This window comes from Bacteroides intestinalis (genome assembly GCF_003464595.1).
Lineage (GTDB): Bacteria > Bacteroidota > Bacteroidia > Bacteroidales > Bacteroidaceae > Bacteroides > Bacteroides intestinalis_A.
This window is the reverse complement of sequence record NZ_QRZF01000007.1, coordinates 240,021-260,828: the sequence shown is the minus strand read 5'-3', so window position 1 is coordinate 260,828 and position 20,808 is coordinate 240,021. Positions and strand designations below refer to the sequence as shown.

The 20,808-nt window shown below is 42.2% G+C and carries 10 protein-coding genes and 1 tRNA gene; 4 read left to right on the top strand and 7 right to left on the bottom strand.

The features are described 5' to 3' along the window. Positions 1-67: 67 nt before the first annotated feature. Positions 68-1,675 (bottom strand): phosphoenolpyruvate carboxykinase (ATP), encoded by a 1,608-nt coding sequence (gene pckA, locus DWW10_RS12630; protein WP_118421683.1) that lies wholly within the window; start codon positions 1,673-1,675, stop codon positions 68-70. A 281-nt stretch (positions 1,676-1,956) separates the two neighbouring features. Between pckA and upp the strand changes: the two genes are divergently transcribed. Continuing rightward, the gene (gene upp, locus DWW10_RS12625) at positions 1,957-2,610 is read left to right on the top strand and encodes a uracil phosphoribosyltransferase (RefSeq protein ID WP_117705988.1); all 654 of its coding nucleotides are present in this window, start codon (positions 1,957-1,959) and stop codon (positions 2,608-2,610) included. 75 nt (positions 2,611-2,685) lie between these two features. On the opposite strand, the gene DWW10_RS12620 is transcribed toward upp, so the two are convergent. Continuing rightward, entirely contained in the window at positions 2,686-4,464 is a 1,779-nt protein-coding gene (locus DWW10_RS12620; RefSeq protein ID WP_022392646.1) for a tetratricopeptide repeat protein, read from the bottom strand. 108 nt (positions 4,465-4,572) lie between these two features. Between DWW10_RS12620 and DWW10_RS12615 the strand changes: the two genes are divergently transcribed. Next, positions 4,573-8,061, top strand: coding sequence for a hypothetical protein (locus DWW10_RS12615; protein ID WP_022392645.1), 3,489 nt, complete (start codon positions 4,573-4,575; stop codon positions 8,059-8,061). Positions 8,062-8,177: 116 nt separating this feature from the next. Here the strand turns inward: DWW10_RS12615 and DWW10_RS12610 are convergent, their stop codons facing one another. After that, the gene (locus tag DWW10_RS12610; RefSeq protein WP_022392644.1) at positions 8,178-8,786 is read right to left on the bottom strand and encodes a hypothetical protein; all 609 of its coding nucleotides are present in this window, start codon (positions 8,784-8,786) and stop codon (positions 8,178-8,180) included. Positions 8,787-8,919: 133 nt separating this feature from the next. On the opposite strand from DWW10_RS12610, the gene DWW10_RS12605 reads away from it, so the two are divergent. Next, entirely contained in the window at positions 8,920-10,122 is a 1,203-nt protein-coding gene (locus DWW10_RS12605; RefSeq protein WP_022392643.1) for a sensor histidine kinase, read from the top strand. Positions 10,123-10,179: 57 nt separating this feature from the next. On the opposite strand, the gene DWW10_RS12600 is transcribed toward DWW10_RS12605, so the two are convergent. The 3 genes from DWW10_RS12600 to DWW10_RS12590 form a co-directional block, all read right to left on the bottom strand. Continuing rightward, positions 10,180-13,614, bottom strand: coding sequence for a bifunctional proline dehydrogenase/L-glutamate gamma-semialdehyde dehydrogenase (locus DWW10_RS12600; RefSeq protein WP_022392642.1), 3,435 nt, complete (start codon positions 13,612-13,614; stop codon positions 10,180-10,182). A gap of 708 nt (positions 13,615-14,322) precedes the next feature. Beyond that, positions 14,323-15,327 carry a 2-oxoacid:ferredoxin oxidoreductase subunit beta gene (locus DWW10_RS12595; RefSeq protein WP_022392641.1) on the bottom strand — a complete coding sequence of 335 codons (1,005 nt, stop codon included), beginning with the start codon at positions 15,325-15,327 and terminating at the stop codon, positions 14,323-14,325. Between the two features lie 24 nt (positions 15,328-15,351). Next, the gene (locus DWW10_RS12590; RefSeq protein ID WP_022392640.1) at positions 15,352-17,199 is read right to left on the bottom strand and encodes a 2-oxoacid:acceptor oxidoreductase subunit alpha; all 1,848 of its coding nucleotides are present in this window, start codon (positions 17,197-17,199) and stop codon (positions 15,352-15,354) included. A 449-nt stretch (positions 17,200-17,648) separates the two neighbouring features. Between DWW10_RS12590 and DWW10_RS12585 the strand changes: the two genes are divergently transcribed. After that, positions 17,649-17,720: transfer RNA gene (locus DWW10_RS12585), tRNA-Arg, on the top strand. A gap of 61 nt (positions 17,721-17,781) precedes the next feature. On the opposite strand, the gene secDF is transcribed toward DWW10_RS12585, so the two are convergent. Further along, the gene (gene secDF, locus DWW10_RS12580; RefSeq protein ID WP_022392639.1) at positions 17,782-20,781 is read right to left on the bottom strand and encodes a protein translocase subunit SecDF; all 3,000 of its coding nucleotides are present in this window, start codon (positions 20,779-20,781) and stop codon (positions 17,782-17,784) included. Positions 20,782-20,808 lie beyond the last annotated feature (27 nt).

The following is a 20,808-nucleotide window of genomic DNA, read 5'->3' as shown; positions in this document are numbered from 1 at the left end:
ACAAAAAAGCGGCTCTTGATTGTCAAGAGCCGCTTTCGTATATATATCTAAACTGGTTTTATTCAGATTAGAGCTTCGGACCAGCAGCAACCAGTGCTTTACCAGCTTCGTTACCTGTGAACTTAGCAAAGTTCTTGATGAAACGACCAGCCAGGTCTTTTGCTTTTTCTTCCCACTGACAAGCACACTCATAAGTGTCACGAGGATCAAGGATCTTCGGATCAACATTCGGCAATGCAGTCGGAACAACGAAATCGAAGAAAGGAATAACCTTAGTAGGAGCCTTGTCGATAGAACCGTCAAGGATAGCATCGATGATACCACGAGTATCTTTGATAGAGATACGTTTGCCGCTACCGTTCCAGCCAGTGTTTACCAAGTATGCCTTAGCACCAACCTTATTCATCTTCTTAACCAATTCTTCTGCATATTTAGTCGGGTGCAATGACAAGAAAGCAGCGCCGAAACAAGCAGAGAATGTCGGAGTCGGTTCAGTGATACCACGTTCTGTACCAGCCAATTTGGCAGTGAAGCCAGACAGGAAGTAGTACTGAGCTTGTTCCGGGTTCAGGATAGATACCGGAGGCAATACACCGAAAGCATCAGCTGACAGGAAGATTACTTGGTGAGCGTGAGGACCTTTAGATACCGGCTTAACGATATTTTCGATGTGGTAGATAGGATAAGAAACGCGAGTATTTTCTGTAACGCTCTTATCAGTGAAGTCAATCTTACCATCAGCAGCAACAGTTACGTTCTCTAACAGAGCGTCACGTTTGATAGCGTTGTAAATATCGGGTTCGCTTTCTTTATCCAAGTTGATAACCTTAGCATAGCAACCACCTTCGTAGTTGAATACACCTTCGTCATCCCATCCGTGTTCGTCATCACCGATCAACAGACGTTTCGGGTCAGTAGACAAAGTTGTCTTACCTGTACCAGACAGACCGAAGAAGATAGCAGAGTCAGTACCTTCCATGTTAGTGTTGGCAGAACAGTGCATAGAAGCGATACCACGCAACGGATTCAGATAGTTCATGATAGAGAACATACCTTTCTTCATTTCACCACCATACCAAGTATTCAGGATAACTTGTTCGTTAGTCTTCAGGTTGAATACAGTAGCTGTTTCAGAGTTCAGACCCAGTTCCTTGTAGTTGTCAACCTTAGCTTTAGAAGCGTTGAAAGATACGAAGTCAGGTTCACCGTAGTTAGCAAGTTCTTCAGCTGTCGGGCGGATGAACATGTTAGTTACGAAGTGAGCTTGCCAAGCAACTTCCATAATGAAACGTACTTTCAGGCGAGTAGCAGGGTTAGCACCGCAGAAAGTATCAACAACGAACAGACGTTTACCGCTTAATTCTTTTACAGCCTTAGCTTTCAAGTCAGCCCAAGCTTCTTCAGAGCAAGGCTTGTTGTCGTTTTTGTATTCGTCAGAAGTCCACCATACAGTGTTTTCGCTAGCTTCATTCTTAACGAAGAATTTATCTTTAGGAGAACGACCGGTATAAATACCTGTCATAACATTTACAGCACCCAGTTCAGTTACCTGACCTTTTTCAAAACCTTCCAAACCTGGTTTGGTTTCTTCTGCGAACAGTACATCATAAGACGGATTGTGGATAATTTCCTTCACGTCTTTGATACCGTACTTGCTTAAATCTAAATTTGCCATTTCTTTTAATGATTTAAAATTTTGGTATTTGGTTTATTAATCTCTCGCTAATATCTTTTTACCTTAATTGCAAGGGGAAATTGATATGAATCAGGGTATATTCAAACAGCCCCTTGTTTTTCGCGTACAAAAGTAGTATTTTCTTTCGAAACAAACACCTGATTAGAGAAATTTTTCTTTAATGAGAAGTCTTTTATAACTCCATAACAATATCTGCAAACTGAATGTTGCAAATTGCGCAAGAAATCGTTTACTTTGCGCATATAAATTCAAATCACATCATGAAAATAATCAATTTTGCCGAGACAAACTCCATCCTGAACCAGTATGTTGCCGAGATCCGGGATGTACAAGTACAAAGTGACCGCCTTCGCTTCCGCCGAAACATTGAACGCATCGGGGAAATTATGGCGTATGAAATGAGTAAGGACTTTGCTTATTCTCTGAAGAATATCCAGACTCCCTTGGGGATAGCACCTGCACAAACCCCGGATAATCAGCTGGTATTAAGTACCATTCTGCGTGCCGGATTACCTTTTCATCAAGGTTTTCTGAGCTATTTTGATGGTGCGGAAAATGCATTTGTTTCTGCTTACCGAAAGTATAAGGATACGCTGAAGTTTGATATTCATATTGAGTACATCGCTTCACCACGTATCGACGGAAAAACACTGATTATTACGGATCCTATGTTGGCAACAGGTAGTAGCATGGAACTGAGCTATCAGGCTATGCTGACGAAAGGGCATCCGTCGGAGATACATGTTGCTTCCATTATTGCCAGCCGTCAGGCGGTAGAACACATTGCTGAAACATTTCCTGAAGACAAGACTACAATCTGGTGTGCTGCTATCGACCCGGAGATAAACGAGCATTCATATATTGTTCCGGGGTTAGGGGATGCAGGAGATTTGGCATTCGGCGAAAAAGAATAGATATTATCAAGCTGCTTACTGCCAATCTTCAGAAATTGGTGGTAAGCAGAATGGATAAAACAACTAAAATCGAAATTAGATATCCCGCAGATAGTTTTCCAATGTAACATCTTGTCCGAGTTGCATCTTCTTACGGATTCTGTATCGACCTGTATTTATTGTTTCAGGTAAAACGGAAAGCATCTGTGCAATTTGTTTTGTTTCCATACCGGTGCGTACATATGCACATAAGCGTAGTTCATTTTCCGATAAATTGGGATGAATGGAACATAATTTCTTAAAGAAATCGGGATGTACTTCTTCAAAATGATGTTTGAAAAACATCCATTCGTCTTCTGTATCCAAGTGTGATTTAATTTGTTGTTTTAGCGTTCTTCCTCCTGGCGTAGACAGTTCTTTATTACTTTCCAGTTCCTCTATTTGCTTTAATAAACCTTTTAGGACCCGATTTTTTTCAATAGAGATCATGGAGTTGGACGTCAATTCCCTATTTTTGAGATCTAACTCCAGGTGATATTTTTCATTTTGTAATTGTTGGCGCTGAAGGCGTTCGTTTAGTTCGCGATTTTCTGCTTCTTTCAGTTGCTTAGCAATCTTTTCTTTCTTTCGTGACAACCAGAATATATAACCAATAATGCAGCAAATCATTAAACCTATTAAGAAGCTGGCTATAGTTAATCTTTTATGGAGTTCGATACGCTCGGAAGCTTCATGCAATTCATTCTCATATTGCTCGATTGCCATTTTCATTTCATACTGATTGATTTCATTTGATTTGGCATACCCGGTTGTTTCTTCTTTATATTGCAAATACTGTTTTAGGTACTGATAAGCACTGTCGGGTAAGTTTTTCCTATCATATATTTCCGCAAGGCCATATAAAGTGTGAATGGCTGAAAAGGCATCCTTGTTGGCCTCGGCAGAATGGCGTGCTTTTTGAAAATAAAAAAGAGCAGAATCTTTCTCATTCTTATAAATGTATAATGCTCCCATATTAATGAGAGTATAAGTTTGTGATGTCTTATTTGTGATTTTTTGAGCGGTCTTATATGCTTCGCGCGCGTACTTTTCTTTATCAGGCAGAGTTTGCGAAACAAAATAGAGTGAGGTCAGCACATCGGTTCTGAAAGGAAGGTCTTCTTGCGCTATTCTCTCATCAAGTAAAGCAGTCAATATCTCTATGCCCTTTTGTGGGTGTCCAAGATGATATTGACTAATTCCTATATTGTGTCGATTCTTAATTTCATCATCAATGAATCCACCTTTTTTGAATATTTCGTCGGCTTGCAGATAATATTTATATCCTTCTTGGTATTCTCCGATTCTTCTCATAATCGAACCTATATTGACATATGTATAACCAAGACTATATAAATCATTTATGGATTTAAAGTAATTTTCTTGTCTCTTAAATGTGCGATAAGCTTGTGGGTATTTGTTATGTTTTGCCAAAAGCATTCCTTTAACGAAGAAAATACGGGCATGATCATAAGTGTAATTAACGGAATCTACTTTTTCTAATGCTTCTTCTATAAGGGTTTCTGTTTCTTCCGTATTTGTTTCAAATTTCAGCCAGGCATCCCAATATAAGGCACGCGCTTGCAGGTTTCTATTGTTTTTTAGATTTGCTATCTGGTACATGCGTGTGACAAGTGGATAAAACTGCATTCGTTCATTATTCTTATAGTCCACCAGTTCGAGTTGCTTTCCTAAAGAGTCAAAAGAAGCATCGATAGGTTTCCATCGATATGAATTACTTCCTAAAACAGATTGTTGTAATAAGAATATACATAAATATATTAAAAACGCATTTTTCATGCTACAAAGATAACAAAAAAGGGTTTTGTACATCATTTGTCTATTCGGTTTTTTTCGATGAAATGGGGGCTTCCATTAATTTTGCCTATTATTGTTTAACGATCTCAAAGGAGTATCCTCTCTTTGGGAATAAAATGATTGCTTATGGGAAATATTACTTTTAAAATGTTTTTTCTGCTGACTGCATTGTTGGGTTACAACTTTGCTATGGCGCAGACGGGGGCTCCTCATACTCTAAGAGGAGAAAGTCAGGTTGCAAGTGTATCATTGAATTGGAAAAGTCCGGCTGAGGCTAAAACAATGCAATGGCATAATGATACACCTTATAACGGTGTGAGTGGAGTAAGTTTGAATGGGGAGATTCCTGTTCTTTATATTGCTAACCGTTTTGATAAGAACGATCTTAAAGAATATAAAGGTTCAGTCATTGATGCTATCTCATTTTGCAATTACAGTGCAGTGCTTGAGGTTAGCCTTTTACTGTATGAGAATGATAAAGTGGTACGTGAACAGAAGGTGAATCTTGAAAATCTGGAACTGAAGAAAATGCAGACTATCAAGTTGGATGAACCTTATACAGTGCGTGACGATGTAGAATTGACTGTAGCAGCTAAATTTGTTCATGGTACGAATATTACTTTTGTTGGCATTATGGATCGCGTACCAGGTGTTACGGGCAAGGGTGACTTATATTCGTATGATGGAAAGAATTGGAAAAACGTGGTGAAAGGTAATTTCCTGGTATCTGCTCATATTGATATACCTACTGCAGGAGAACCTGACGGATATAATGTATATCGTGGCGATACTAAAGTAAATACAGCTTTGCTGACGGAAAAAGCTGCCTTGTTGAAGGACGAACCTAAGGGCACTTATGATTACTGTGTGTCGGCTGTTTATGGTGAAAAGGAAGAAAAGTCATTCCCTTTATCATTGACTAATACTCCTGTAGAGGATGCCCGTCCGATTGCAGTAGATGTAAGAACTGTCGTTAATGGCTTGAATGCGACATTGAATTGGAAATCTCCGATTCTTGCTGATAAAACATTGACTTGGAGTAATGGGGAAAAAGGTAAGGCCATGGGAGGAACTTCCGGTACAGTGCGTAAAATATGGGCAGTGAATGCATTCTCCAGCGATGAATTGGCTTCTTATGCTGATCATAAAATTACAGCTATTAATGTTATGCTGAATTCCGCAGTAACGGAAATGCGTTTGGTAATTCTTGAGAATAGTAAAATTGTATATTCTCAGCAGGTACCAGCTGAAGAAATTGCTGCATTGGAAGTGCATAAATGGGCTAAAATAGCTTTAACAACTCCGTACGTTATTGATCCGAGTGCAGAATTGTCTTATGGTTATTATGTGGTGCATGCAGCAGACCTTTTCCCTGGGTTGTTGGATAGTGGACCGGCTATTTCGGGTGCATGTTTTATTTCAACTTCTACGGCAAAACCTGATTTTGATACCACAGTTCCCAGTTGGACTAATATTGAGGCAGCAGCTAATGCAAACTGGATGTTAAGTGCTGATGTGGAAGCTCAGAGTGAGATTAAAACTCCGGTAGTGAAAGGCTATACCGTATATCGTGATGGCGTGGAAGTAAAATCCGGAATAACAGGTTTAACTTATACGGAAGAATTAGCTCCAGGTACATATACTTATACAATTGTGGCAAATTATGTAGATGGCCTTTCTTCAAAAGCCTCTGCTTCTGCTACAGCTATAGTTGAATTGCCGGCTGAATATGTACGTCCTACCTTTACCGAAACTGATTTCGATAAAGGAAAGTTATCTTTGAAATGGGATGTATATACGGATTTGCCTATGGAATTGAAACATTATGGTGAACCCAAATATAAATGGGGTATGACTAATGATGGAAAAGATGTGGATCTTTATGTCGGAGCACAATTTACCAAAGAAGAGTTGGCTCTTTATGCAGATTATGAGATAACAGGTGTTAATCTGTACTTAACGGATGATGTTAAGGAACTGAAAGTTGTGTTATGTTCTGCCGATAAGAAGATCTTAGCTTCTAAGACCGCTGCTTCTATCAAAACAGGTGAAATGTTTAGTGTTGCATTCGATGAGCCGGTAGCAGTACCTGTAGGAAGTTCTATCTATGTAGGATACTTTGCTCTGTTTGCTGATGGAAAAGAACCTATTGCTGCTGATGCCGGTCCACGTGTAACGGGAGGTGATATGCTTAGTTTGGATGGAACAACTTGGGTTGCTTACAGCCGGATCGATGCAGAATTTAATAGTAACTTTGTAGTAGGAGCACAGGTACGTTTGAAAGGTTCACAAAAGGCTGCTACAACTACACTTAGAAAGACAACACCTGTTAATAATCAAATGGTTCCGCTCGAAAGTATGTCAGGCAGATCATTCTCTGACTTGAAATCGGCAACAGCCTTTGGAGTAAATGGTGTTGTTGCAACTCGTGCAGCTGATAGTAAGCCTGCTGTAAAGAACTTCCGCGTTTATTGCAATGGTTCATTGGCTACTGAAACAGAAAATCCGGAATATACTGCAACGTTGAACTACGGAAATTATGAATATGCTGTATCTGCTGTTTATACAAACGGATGGGAATCTGCTCTTTCTGATACTTATACTGTTGAATACAAGCAACCTAATCTTGCACCTGCTCCTTACGGTTTGAGCGGTACATTGGAAAATAAGAATCTGACTTTGACATGGCAATCGCCTGAAGCTGCTAATGAAATGAACTATCAGGATAAGACATCCGGTAGTAAAGCAGTTGGTTTAACCAGAAGTAGTGGTGTATATGGATACTTTGTAATAGCTTATGATGCTGACGATCTGGCTGATCAGGTAGGTAAATATATTACTCACATTAAATATAGTCTGAGCGATGTCTATTTGCAGACTTCTGCCATAGCTGTCTTCTATGATCGTAACTTAGTTTATGAACAAGAAGTTGATGTAAAGACTCTGGTAGCAGGAGAAAATGTTGTTCGTTTGGATAAACCGGTAGTAATTCCAGCTGGTCATGAAGTTTGTGTAGGGTATTATGTTAGCCACATCAATGGAGTGAAGCCTAATATGACAGATGAAGGACCGGCAGTAGATGGAAAAGGTAATCTGATTACTACCGATGGAACTACTTGGAGAACATTGAAATCTATGAATAAAGATTTGGATTACAACTGGCGAATTTCCGCAGTTCTGCAAGATGCCGATAAGCAAGCTGTTACCCGTGCAGAGGAACCTGCTACTACTTATAATCTTTACATTGACGGTACACTCCTGAAAGAAGGTATTCAAGCTACTAATTATACGGTAGAGAGTGCAGCAGATGGCTCATATACAGTAACTGCGGTAGTTGGCGGTGTAGAAACGGCTGCATCTAATGCTGTAATTGTAGGTGTACCGACAGGTATTGATAAAGTTGAAGATGGCAATGCGAAAGCATATTATGATAGCCAACTCCAGAAAGTTGTATTACCAGAAGTGGGAACTGCTTATATTTATTCTGTTAGTGGTACTCTGATAAAGCAAGTTATGAATGTTGAGTTTGTAGATATGTCGGACTTGCCGGCGGGAGTATATGTTGTACGAGGTGTACTTACCAGTGGAGAACAAATGATTAAAGTCCTTAAATAAGAATGTTAATAGATTGACAATGGAGGTTGAATAAGTCATCCTCTCCAGCGATTAAAAGTTCTCTCTGCCCTTTGGGGTATGAGGGAACTTTTTCTGTTATACGTTAGGAGAGAACTTTAATCATTTTTTCCGTAATTGCGTTTTATAATGGTGGCCTGAAAGGCTTTTTTGCTGGAGAGGAGCAGGTCTTCATCATCAAAGGCACGAAGGCTGTACCAAAAAAGAAAATCTCCCGTACCACCCAGAATGCCAAATAATCCCAAAAAGAATATGTTGGCTTCTCCTGTACAGAACCCATGGATTGCAGGCATCACTCCCAATAGGATGCCTGGTAATAATAAGGATACCCGATAGAACTTCAATGGAATAGGACGAGTCAGAGAAAATCCTACTCCAGTCCAGTCAAAATGCCAGTGTAGGAGCTTTTTGTCCTTTCCGCTAAACCAGTAAAGAATCCCTGCCTGGATTAGTATATAAAACACGAGGAGTAAAAATATGCAAAGCATAACTTGGGGACTACTGATTCCTTTTACAGCGGTACCCAATAAACGACCGGCACTATAGGATGAAGGTTCATCCCATACATAAACAAACAGATAGCTGCCTGTCAGGAACAGAATGAAGAAAAACAGAAATCCTTTTATGTTGATGGACTTTGCCGTGAGTTTCACTTCCACTCCATCCGGGCGGTTGAATGGTTCCTTATTTGCTTCTTTCTTTTCCATAATTCCTTTTTACTGATTTCTACGCTGCAAAGATAACAAGAGTATGAAATTAATTTAGGTTATCAGAATGTTATCTTTATGTTAAGATGAAAAGAAAAGTTTATCTATATTTGCCTGAAATATAGAATACTTGATGAAAAAGTCGTATTATATACTCCTTACAATAACTGCAACTGCCGCTGTTCTGTACTTACTTGGAAATTGGGTGGGACGAAGTTTCGGGCTGAACCGACAGCAAGTGATACGTAATATTCACGAAGCTTACGGCCGTGCGGCGGATGCATTTGAAGCCGGACAAACTAAGGATCTGGCTGCCTTTTTCCGTCATGAACTGGATGAAGTGAATTTGAAGCGGATCAAGTTCCGTTTGGATACGGTATCTTTACACAGCGATTCCATCGTATTGCAACAGGATTTACGGTATTTTTCTGATTATCGGAAGTTATTGGAACAGCACTATACTTTCGTGTGCCCTGTGAATGATACTCAGGGAGTACATGCTTATATCCAGAATCTTCGTGCGGGGTTCATCGGCAAGCTGCTTTATATATTCTTCGGAACGATAGTGGCTTTAGGACTTCTATTATTTGCCATACGTAAGCAGGTGGATATTATTCGTCGGCAAGACGAACTGGCACGAATGCGTGAAGATTTCTCTTATGCTATGGTTCACGACATGAAGAATCCGATCAGTTCCATCCTGATTGGCCTCAAAGTGCTTCGTAGTGGAAAAGTAGATGATAAACCTGAGAAGAAAGAAAAACATTTCGACATACTGGAGGCGGAGGCTCAGCATTTGCTTGCGCTGGCCAATAAAGTACTGACTATCTCTAAGTTGGAACATGGACAATTATTGCTGGACAAGAACTGGATTCAACTTCATCCTATGGTGGATGAACTGGTACACACGTTCACTGCTAAGGCAGAAAAGCCTACTATATTTCAGGTGGATTTACAGGAAGAGGGAGTCTGTGCTGATGAAGAATATCTGAAAGAGGCTTTAAGTAACCTGATAGACAATGCTGTGAAATACTCTAAGGATACGATAGATATACAGATTACTTCCTGCCTTTCCGGGCAGTATACTCAGATCAAGGTGCGGGATAATGGAATCGGTATTCCGCTTGCGGCTCAACGGATTGTATTTGATAAGTTTGAACGCGTAATTACCCGGAATGAGGATGCGAAGAAGAAAGTATCCGGCTTCGGCTTGGGGCTGAACTATGTGATGAATGTGGCCCGTGAACATGGAGGATACGTCAGTGTGGAGAGTGTGGAAGGAAAATATAGCGAATTTACGGTTTCTTTGCCATTGCCGGTGGAGAACGAGGAATGAGCGTGGCCTGACCTGTCCGCTTTTCGACAGGCAAGCCGGACCACGTCTTTTTAATTGTTATTCTACGGGAGGCACATCCAGAATGCTGCCATATCGATGGTATTCGAAGGAGATGCTTTGCTCTTTAATATAATGTATCAACTCTACACGTCCGTTTTTCACAGGTTTTGCCGTGGTAATGTATTTGTTTCTACGGGCTGCCTCTTCATACATTTCCATCGGAATATCAGCGCCACAAGTGCGGATGCGTTCATAGCTCCTCATTGTTTTGAGGAATTCATCCAATGTTTCTTTCTTTAGTGTACAGCCGGTAGATGATAATGCAGTCGTGCGATCATCATTCGGGTCAAAGCTGATAGTCAGTGGTGTGTGACAGAGCTTTGCGGCAAGTGCAATCATTTCCGCTTCTTCGTTACTATCTCCCGGGAAAAGGCGGAGCGCCATATTCTTTAATGGCAGATAACGGAATGCATTCTGTTCGCCATATAACTTATTGATATCCCGTGCATGCGCAAATTCTTCTTCATAAGCATGAGGATAACTTTGCTTATAATCCGTATTACTTTCCGGTTTGTCGGTAATCTTCACAAGGCAGGCGCAATAGTTCGGTCCGCCTGCTTTTACACCACCACCGAAAGCAGACAGTTTCATCCCACCGAAAGGTTGGCGGTTGACAATAGCACCTGTGATACCACGATTGATATAAAGATTACCTGCCAGAATGGAGTCCTTCCAGAGTTTTTGTTCGTTTTCATCCAGGCTTTGCAGACCGGAAGTCAAACCGTAGTCCAGGCTGTTCACCAACTCTATTCCCTGTTGAAGATTGTCAATACAAGCCACACTTAACATGGGACCGAACAATTCTGTGCGGAATGAATAACTGCCCGGTTTTACTCCCCACTTCACGGTAGGGGCGAGGATGTATTGCTTCTCGTCGATAAACTTAGGTGGAACCAGCCAGGACTCGCCGGGTTCCAGTGTAAGGGCTTGCAATAACTTGTCGTTCCGGTTGGTAATCATGGGGCCTACTACGTTACCGGCTTCCCATACACTGCCTACTTTCATACTGGTGGCGGCATCCTTCAGCTTATCCTGGAAGTTCTTGTCTTCGTATACAGAGCGTTCTACAAGCAGTAGGGAACATGCTGAGCACTTTTGTCCGGCATTTCCGAAAGCAGAAGCAACGATATTCATAATGGCATGATCACGGTCGCCCGAGGCTGTAAGGATAATAGCATTTTTTCCACCGGTTTCGGCAGAAAGTGGGGTAGACGGGTTGGTACGTGCAATGCTTTGGGCTGTATCCGTACCACCTGTCAGGATGATATGCTTGATAGCCGAAGCAGTGGTCAGTTCTTTCAGTGCTTCACGGTCGGTTATAATGACTTGCAATGCTTCTTTGGGCACTCCTGCATCCCAGAAAGCCTTGGCAAATAGCCATGCTACGGGAGCGGCTACTGTTGCGGGTTTCAGTATCACGGTATTGCCACCGGCCAATCCGGCTACAATGCCGCCGATAGGAATGGCACATGGGAAGTTCCACGGCGAAATGACGAGGATTGTTCCTTTGGAGGTAATGTCCACATCATGTAGTGCGGCGAACTTTTTCATTGTTGTGGTATAGAAGCGGGCGTAGTCGATACCTTCGGATACCTCTACATCTCCTTCTACCACTGTTTTACCTGTTACAGCACACATGCTGCCTATCAGGTCTCCGCGCATATCACCCAGGCGATTGGCTGCTTCGAACATGATTCTATGACGTTCCTCTAAGGTCGTGTTCCGCCAGCCTGCGGGATCTTTCTCTGCAATGCCGATGATTTGCTTTATTTGTTCCGTATTGGCTTGCGACATTTCGCAAATACATACTTCATCATTCTGGCAGCGGTCCATGTACTTATGGCGTTTTTCACAGATGATGTCTTCGGTTCCTATTTGCAGAGGAATGATTTCCGGAGTATCGGCGGAAGACTTTTTCCATTTGGCAAAGATCTTTCGTACCCATTCCTGGTTTTGAGGCAGATCAAAATCCGTATCCGGTTCGTTTTTCATCACGTCGGATGGGGGGACGGGAGAATACGGTAAAAGCCTGTTCTGCGTGCGCGTAGGAGTATGCGAAACGCTATCTTTCTTGTGATATGCTTCTTCAAACTGCTTTTGCAGGAAATTCCAGGTGTCGGTTCCCGGTTTCAGATTGAATGAATGAGTGAGGAAGTTATCCGGAGCTGTATTTTCGTCCATGCGGCGCACCAGATAAGAGACTGCATTCAGGAAGTGTTCATCTTTCACTACCGGTGCATATAGTATGATGTGATTACCCAGTTGCGACTGTGCACGCCATACATGGTCGGCCATACCTTCCAACATCTCAAATGTCATATACTCTGAACTGTTGTTTTTCTGGCTCAACAGGTAAGCGTAGGCTATTGTGAACAGGTTATGCGAAGCCACTCCGATGTGCAACGCTTTTGCATTTTCGGGCAGCAGGGCGCGTTCCAGAATATGCAGGTAGTTTGCATCTACTTCCGTTTTTGTGGAAAGTATGGGGTTGGGCCAGCCGCGCAAGGAAGAAATCACGGTTTCCATTTCCAGATTGCAACCTTTTACAAGGCGCATTTTGAGTGGTGCACCTCCCTCAGCCACGCGTGCATTTGCAAATTCCAGCAATTCCGTCTGGAAATCATAAGCATCGGGCAGATAAGCTTGTACAACGATACCGGCTGAATAGTCTTTGAATTCCGGTTTGCTTAGTACAGTTTTAAACAGGCGTAAAGTAAAGTGTGAATCTTTATATTCTTCCATATCCAGATTGACAAACTTCGCGCGTTTCACTCCGTTTTCATCTGTATGCGGGAAGTCTATTGCTTTTTGGTAAAGAGCAGACATGCGTTTCACCAGTTCCGGGAAACTCTCTTCATAATTCAAAGCATGCGTCTGGGCATAGATGCCGGATATCTTTACGGAGATATAGTTAATATCCGGAGCTTCCAATGCTTCCAGGTAATGATGGTAACGGTGATCTGCTTCCCCATTGCCTAAAACGACTTCACCCAGTAGGTTCACATTTTGTCCAACCTTTTGCTGTGCACGTTCGGACAGGTGTCGGGTTAACTTGGGACGCGCTTCATCAAGGATAACTTTAGATGTATCCATGCGTAAGCGTTTCTTTATAATAGGTATGGCGATGAAATCGAAATGATGTCCGAAGGCTTGGTACATTTTAAAGAGGAAAGTATCCCGCTTGTTCAGGAATTCAGGTACTCCATAGCGGTCTATCAGAGTCTTAATGCGGGCGGCAAGTTTTTTGCGATCACGTATCTGCGAAGATTCATCCAGCATTTTCACCAGGAACTTCTTGTCCTGCGGGCGTTGCACCATGACGGCATACTTGTGCTGTTCTTTGCGCTCTTCGTTTGTGATGGTTTGCTCACACGTGTTGTGTAGCTTCAGTACCCATTCTTGTACTTCGGCTATGGTAGGTCTATTATCCATAATCTATTCATGTTTAGTAAATGACTGAAAATAAATATCACTCGCGAACTAAAAACATGAATAAAGGGTGGGACTGAACATTACGGCACGATACCGGTGCAAGGTCTGGAGAGCTTGCTGGGAAAACCGGTCAAAGATTAATCTTCTACCCATAGTACAGTGATGTTAAAGGTTAATGTATGCCTGATGCAAATATACACTAATTCTTTTATTATCAAAGAGAAAGAAATAAAAAAGTGATAAGGTGGTAAGGTGATAGGACGATAAAGTCATGAATCAAAAGAGCTAAGGTGAGGACTGCTTTCTTATGCCTTAACAAAGATTTTTCTCACTGTTATGAGAAGAAAAACTCATGAGTATGAGAAAATATTCTCTTTACTATGAGATTTTATTCTCATAATGGCGAGAATATTTGAGAAAAGTAGTCTATTTCTTGTTGCTGCGTGGTTCTTCAAAAGAAACTTTTGGCATGATTTCCTTTGTAATGATTTGCTTTGATGCGTTCGCTGATGAAGAAGTTTTCCCATAAAGCATCTGTAAGCTTTTAAAATTCAAATCCCCAATATCATACTAACATTTGGGATTATAATCCTAAAATTCATACTGTTTTTGGGGGTTAGCCGTTGCCGGTTACGAAGAAACCTCATTACCGTTCTATAAAGTAGTAACGGTAATGAGGCTTTTATCAGAAAGAAGTATTGTATTCGCTTACTTTACTTCCCAAATATCATTCGTCATCAACAGTTCCTTGAAGTTGTGATACTTCTTCTTTGCTGATACTTCTTCAATCTGTTCCATTACAGCATCGTCATAAGTCGGAGCTTCCACATCGCGGATTACACCGAGAGCAACCGGGAAGTCAGGACCTTCCATCAGAGCCAATTTCAGTTGCAATGTATTATCCATGCAGTGTGCATCATGAACAAGGATATCCTTTTCTGTGATACCGTTCTCGCCCAGCTTCACAACTTTCAGTCCGAAACCTTCCTGCATCAATCCAAACTCTTTGTTCTCACCGAAAAGCATTGGCTTACCGTGTTCCAGGTAGATAGCATTCTTGGCACGTCCGTCTTTGTTGTATACAGAGTCGTAGGTTCCGTCATTGAAGATAACGCAGTGTTGCAAAATCTCACACACAGCAGTTCCTTTATGATTAGCAGCAGCCTTCAGAACTTCTCCTGTGCCGGGACCATCTGTGGCTACACAGCGTGCAAAGAAACGTCCACGGGCACCGAAGCAGAGTTCAGCCGGGTGGAACGGATCTTCTACCGTACCATAAGGAGAGGATTTGCTGACGAAGCCACGGGGAGACGTCGGGGAATATTGTCCTTTTGTCAGACCGTAGATGCGGTTGTTCAGCAATAGAATGTTGATATCTATATTACGACGGATAGCATGGATAAAGTGGTTACCACCGATAGCCAGACCGTCACCATCACCTGAAACCTGCCAAACGCTCAGGTTAGGATTGGTTACTTTACATCCGGTAGAGATGGCGGCAGCACGTCCGTGGATAGTCTGCATCGCATACGTATTCATATAATAAGGCAGACGGCTGGAGCAACCGATACCCGAAATAACGGCAGTTTCCCAAGGCTTAACACCGATTTCTGCCAGTGCTTTGTGCAGTGAATTCAAGAAGAAGTGGTCACCGCAACCCGGACACCAACGAGGCTGTCCTTTTTTGAAATCTTTAGCTGTATATTCGCTCATGTCTTTCGATACTTTACGGGGTTATTATTTATTTAAAATCTCGGTGAAGGCAGCCACCAGTTCACTTACTAAGAACGGCTGTCCCTTGACTTCATTGAATTGATACGGAGTGAAATTATCCACCTTCATGCGGAGATAACCGGCAAATTGTCCCAGATTCTGTTCGGCAACTACCACTTTCTTGTATTTCTTCAATACTTCAGCCGTATTTTTAGGCAGCGGATTGATATAAGAGAAGTGAGCTAAGGCTACTTTTTGTCCGGCTTTGTTCATCTCTTCCATAGCAGAATACAAGTGTCCGTAAGTACCGCCAAAACCTACAATCAGCAGGTCTGCATCATCTGCACAGCCTTGTACCTCTACATCGGGTACAGCAATCTTTGCAACTTTTTCTGCACGCAGGTGGCACATCAGATTGTGGTTTTCAGGATCGGTAGAGATCGCACCAGTGTTGCTGTCTTTTTCCAGACCACCGAGGATATGAGTATAGCCTTCTTGTCCCGGAACGGCCCAGTAGCGTACCTGGTTCTCAGGATTGCGTTTATAAGGAGTATAGTTATCCTTCATTTCAGGAGTAACATACTGAGGTTTGATTTCAGGATATGTATCCAGATTCGGCAGCTTCCATGCACCGGAGCCGTTGGCTACGAAACCGTCTGTCAACAGAACTACCGGAGTCATGTGTTCCAAAGCCATCTTACAAGCTGCATAGGCTGCATCGAAGCAGTTTGTCGGTGAGGTTGCAGCAATAACTGGCATTGGGCTTTCGCCGTTACGGCCAAACAAAGCCTGCAATAAGTCAGTTTGTTCCGATTTAGTCGGCAAACCTGTGGAAGGACCACCGCGTTGTACATCCAGAACAACCAGAGGAAGTTCTGTAATCACTGCAAGGTTCATAGCCTCTGATTTCAGGCAGACACCCGGGCCGGAAGTGGTAGTTACAGCCAATGCACCAGCAAAAGAAGCACCGATAGCCGTAGCACAGCCGGAAATCTCATCTTCGCATTGGACGGTAATGACACCTAAGGATTTATGTTTGGAGAGTTCATGTAATACGTCCGTAGCCGGAGTGATGGGATAAGAACCCAGGAATAACTTCAGACCTGCTTTTTCAGCAGCAGCAATGAAACCGTAGGCTGTAGCTTTGTTGCCCATGATATCCATGTATATTCCGGGCGTCTTTATCTTACTTTCTATCTTATAAGTATGTGCTACGGAAGCGTGTGTATTGTGACCATAGTCGTAACCGGCGTGAATCACCTTGATGTTAGCTTCTGCTATTTCCGGCTTTTTTGCAAACTTCTCTCTAAGGAAATCTTCTGCAATCTTCAGGTCGCGATTGAACAACCAGCATACCAAGCCAAGAGCGAACATGTTGCGGCATTTCAGCATTGCTTTGTTATCCATACCTGTTTCTGCCAGACAGTCTTTCACCATTTGAGAAATAGGGGCAGCAATAACATCTTGCTTGATACCCATTTCTTCGATAGGATTGTCAGTCTTGAAAGCGGCTTTCTGTAAATCGGAAGCTTGGAAACAGTCTGTGTCGATAATGATGCAAGCAGTAGACTTAGCAAACTTATACTGTGTTTTCAATGCGGCAGCGTTCATAGCTACCAATACGTCGCATTTATCACCCGGGGTGAATACTTTGTTGGCGCCGATGTGTACCTGGAAACCTGATACGCCGGTCAGAGAGCCTTGCGGGGCGCGGATATCTGCGGGATAGTCGGGGAAAGTACTGATGTCATTTCCCACCGTAGCCGATACTGTTGAAAAGATGTTGCCGGCGAGCTGCATACCATCGCCGGAGTCTCCGGAAAAGCGGACTACCACTTGATCCAGTTCTTTTACCATCATGTCGTTTGCCATAATTTCGTATTACTATGATTAATTTATAGGATCACTTAAAATCTGTTTTCATGTTGGTTGGGGTACTTACAAAAAGTACTACGCTTTTTATAGGCACGTTTGCAAATGTCGGAAAGTTATGCGACTTGGCAAAATCTTTTTGAGTTAATCTGTGATTGTGTACTAAAAGAATTGAGAAATGAGTGTTTTTTGATATTTGGAGTGAACAAAACTCTGACTATGTGTCTGACTTGAACGAATAAAAGTTGCATATTATCATTTGTTCTGCTGATGCATGTGTTGACTAAATGTAAGTGTGGATGCTTAATTTGATGCTGTGTGAAGCTGTTTTGACTTTACACTTTGATAAAATCTTGTGTTGCTTGTATTTTCTTGACTTCTCGATAAAAGATTCGTTCGGCCTTGTAAAATCGGGAGAATGCCTTATCTTTGCAACCGCAAATGTTGCTGGTCCTGTAGTTCAACGGATAGAATAGAAGTTTCCTAAACTTTAGATAGGGGTTCGATTCCCCTCGGGACTACAAAATAAAAAGGGAAGTCGAACGAATCGACTTCCCTTTTTTATCGTTAACTTTATAGTTCTTATTTAGCTACTTCAGCAGCAGGTTCAGCTATTTTTTTGTTCTTCAACATCATGTATGCGATAGGAGATGCAATGAACAAAGAAGACAATGTACCAATTACAACACCGAGAATCATTGCGAATGCGAAGCTGCGGATAGAATCACCACCAAGGATGAAGATACACAGCAACACAATCAATGTACTCAATGAAGTATTGATAGTACGTGCCAGAGTTGTATTCAATGAGTCGTTGAACAGTTGTTTTCTGTCACGTTTCGGATACAAGCCGAAGAACTCACGTACACGGTCGAAGATTACCACCTTGTCATTGATAGAGTAACCGATAGCTGTCAGAATAGCACCGATGAATGTCTGGTCAATTTCCAGTGAGAATGGCATCCAGCCCCAGCAGAGAGAATAAGCGCCCAGAATCATCAATGTATCACTTGTCAGTGCAGCTACAGAACCTACACTATATGCAATGTTACGGAAACGAATCAAGATGTACAGACCAATAGCAATCAAAGCAAGCACTACAGACCACATAGCCGAAGTTTTGATATCATCTGCAATACTCGGACCTACTTTCTGTGAGCTGACGATACTACCACCAGTATGGTTTTCACGATCGATAAATGTTTCCAGAGTAATGTTTTGCGTCAATACGGGCTTCAATGTCTCATAGAGATATGCTTCTATTTCAGAGTCAACATTGTTGCCGTCTTCTTCAATACGATAGTTTGTACTGATACGTACAGTTTTCTTATCTGTACCGATAGCGATTACACTAACGTTAGCGTCACCAAATTTACTGGAGATTAACTCGCGTACTTGTTCTGGTTCTACCGCATTCTCAAATTGTACCTTGAAGTTACGTCCACCTGTGAAGTCGATACTTTGGCTTAGGCCGCGTACAAAGAGTGAACCGATACAGATTACAAGAATAACACCTGTAATTGTCAACCACTTCTTATTACCACCCATGAAGTCAAAATGTACATTCGCCATCAAGTTCTTGGAGATCTTAGAAGAGAAGGTCAGGTTCAACCATTTATCTTTATTCATGAAGTATTCATAAACCAAACGTGTCATAAACACAGCGGTAAAGAATGAAATCAAGATACCGATAATCAAAGTCGTGGCGAAACCACGGATAGGACCTGTACCGAAGTTGAACAGGATTATACCTGTAATAATAGAAGTTAAGTTAGAGTCGAAGATAGCTGAGAATGCGTTGGAGTAACCATCTGCGAGTGCTTTCTTCACACCCTTACCTGCACGCAATTCTTCTTTGGTACGTTCGTAAATCAATACATTAGCATCCACAGCCATACCCAGTGCCAACACCATACCGGCAATACCGGACATTGTCAAGGCCGCCTGGAAAGACGAGAGGATACCCAATGTAAAGAACATGTTCAATACCAGTGCACCATTGGCAACCATACCCGGAATGAAACCGTACATAGTGCACATATAAACCATCAACAGAATCAATGCAACGATGAATGAGAATACACCGGCGTTGATAGAAGCTTGTCCCAAAGACGGACCTACGATATCTTCCTGAACGATACGTGCAGGAGCCGGCATCTTACCTGACTTCAATACGTTCGCTAAGTCTTTTGCTTGCTCAGGAGTGAAGTGCCCGGTAATTTGTGAGTTACCACCTGTAATTTCTGTATTTACATTCGGTGCAGAATATACATAGCCGTCCAATACGATAGCAATGCTCTTACCAATGTTCTGCTTAGTCAACTGAGCCCAGCGGCGTGAACCGTCTGTATTCATAGACATACTTACAGCAGGCTTGCCAAATTGGTCGTATTCGTCTTTAGCGCTTACAACAACGTCGCCTTCCAACGGAGCACGTCCGTTACGTTCGGTTGAACGGATAGCGTAAAGTTCGAAAGTCTGTCCTTTAGGATCGTATTCATAAGCAGAAACACCCCATTTCAGACGGAGATCTTTCGGAAGTTCAGACTGGATTTCTTTCATAGAAAGATATCTGTTGATGTCAGCTGTATCCTTGTAATTAGCATAAGCTACAACGGGACCTTGTCCGCTGGAGTTAATTTGTAGAACAGCCAGTAACGGGTGTTCTTTCTTAATTTGTGCTAAATCTACAGATTGTGCTTTGTTTTCACCTTTCAATGCTGCGGCAAGACTATCGGCAGTGCTGGTAGCTTGTGCCACAACCGGAGTAGCAGTGCTGTCAACGGCTACACTGTCAGCCGGTGCTTCATTAGATAAAATGCTGCGCAGTTTGTTATCAGCAGCTTGCAGATAAGGTGCAACATCCTTTGCATTGTACGTTTCCCAAAACTCCAGATTAGCAGAACCTTGCAGTAATTTTCTTACACGCTCCGGTTCTTTGATACCCGGAAGTTCCACCATGATACGTCCCATCTTGTCTTCCAGACTCTGGATATTGGGCTGAACCACACCAAAGCGGTCGATACGAGTACGGAGTACATTGTATGAGTTATCAACTGCGGCTTTTACTTCCGAACGCAGTACTTTTTCTACTTCAGCGTCGGGAGTCTTTTGGTTAACTTTGTCTTTTAATTGTTGAGTAGCGAAAAGTTCAGAAAGACGTGCATCCGGAGCAATTCTGTGATACTCTCTAACAAACAGGGTAATGACGTCATCCTGGCTGCTAATAGCCTGTTTGGCGGCAGTTGCCAATGCTTGGTTGAATGCTTCATCGGTTTTGTTGTCCGCCAATGCTTTGATAACATCAGGAACAGAAACTTCAAGGATAACGTTCATACCACCCTTTAAGTCCAAACCTAAACTGATCTCCATCTCACGACACTGTTTCAGTGTCCAATTGCCGAACCACACTTTCTCGTTTGACAGAGAATCCAGGTAGTCCTGCTCTAACTTCAGATCGCCTTTTGCGTACTCTTTTGCCTTATTGTTATAATGGCGAGTCACAAAAGAGAAGGAAAGGTAGAACACACATACCAGTGTGAGCAAAATTGCAAAAACCTTTACAAATCCTTTGTTTTGCATGTTACTTTTAGTTTATTATGATTACTT

Excerpts from the sequence above, each read along its gene's own strand:
- pckA (WP_118421683.1), bottom strand. The coding sequence starts at position 1,675 with ATGGCAAATTTAGATTTAAGCAAGTACGGTATCAAAGACGTGAAGGAA.
- upp (WP_117705988.1), top strand. The coding sequence starts at position 1,957 with ATGAAAATAATCAATTTTGCCGAGACAAACTCCATCCTGAACCAGTAT.
- DWW10_RS12620 (WP_022392646.1), bottom strand. The coding sequence starts at position 4,464 with ATGATGTACAAAACCCTTTTTTGTTATCTTTGTAGCATGAAAAATGCG.
- DWW10_RS12615 (WP_022392645.1), top strand. The coding sequence starts at position 4,573 with ATGGGAAATATTACTTTTAAAATGTTTTTTCTGCTGACTGCATTGTTG.
- DWW10_RS12610 (WP_022392644.1), bottom strand. The coding sequence starts at position 8,786 with ATGGAAAAGAAAGAAGCAAATAAGGAACCATTCAACCGCCCGGATGGA.
- DWW10_RS12605 (WP_022392643.1), top strand. The coding sequence starts at position 8,920 with ATGAAAAAGTCGTATTATATACTCCTTACAATAACTGCAACTGCCGCT.
- DWW10_RS12600 (WP_022392642.1), bottom strand. The coding sequence starts at position 13,614 with ATGGATAATAGACCTACCATAGCCGAAGTACAAGAATGGGTACTGAAG.
- DWW10_RS12595 (WP_022392641.1), bottom strand. The coding sequence starts at position 15,327 with ATGAGCGAATATACAGCTAAAGATTTCAAAAAAGGACAGCCTCGTTGG.
- DWW10_RS12590 (WP_022392640.1), bottom strand. The coding sequence starts at position 17,199 with ATGGCAAACGACATGATGGTAAAAGAACTGGATCAAGTGGTAGTCCGC.
- secDF (WP_022392639.1), bottom strand. The coding sequence starts at position 20,781 with ATGCAAAACAAAGGATTTGTAAAGGTTTTTGCAATTTTGCTCACACTG.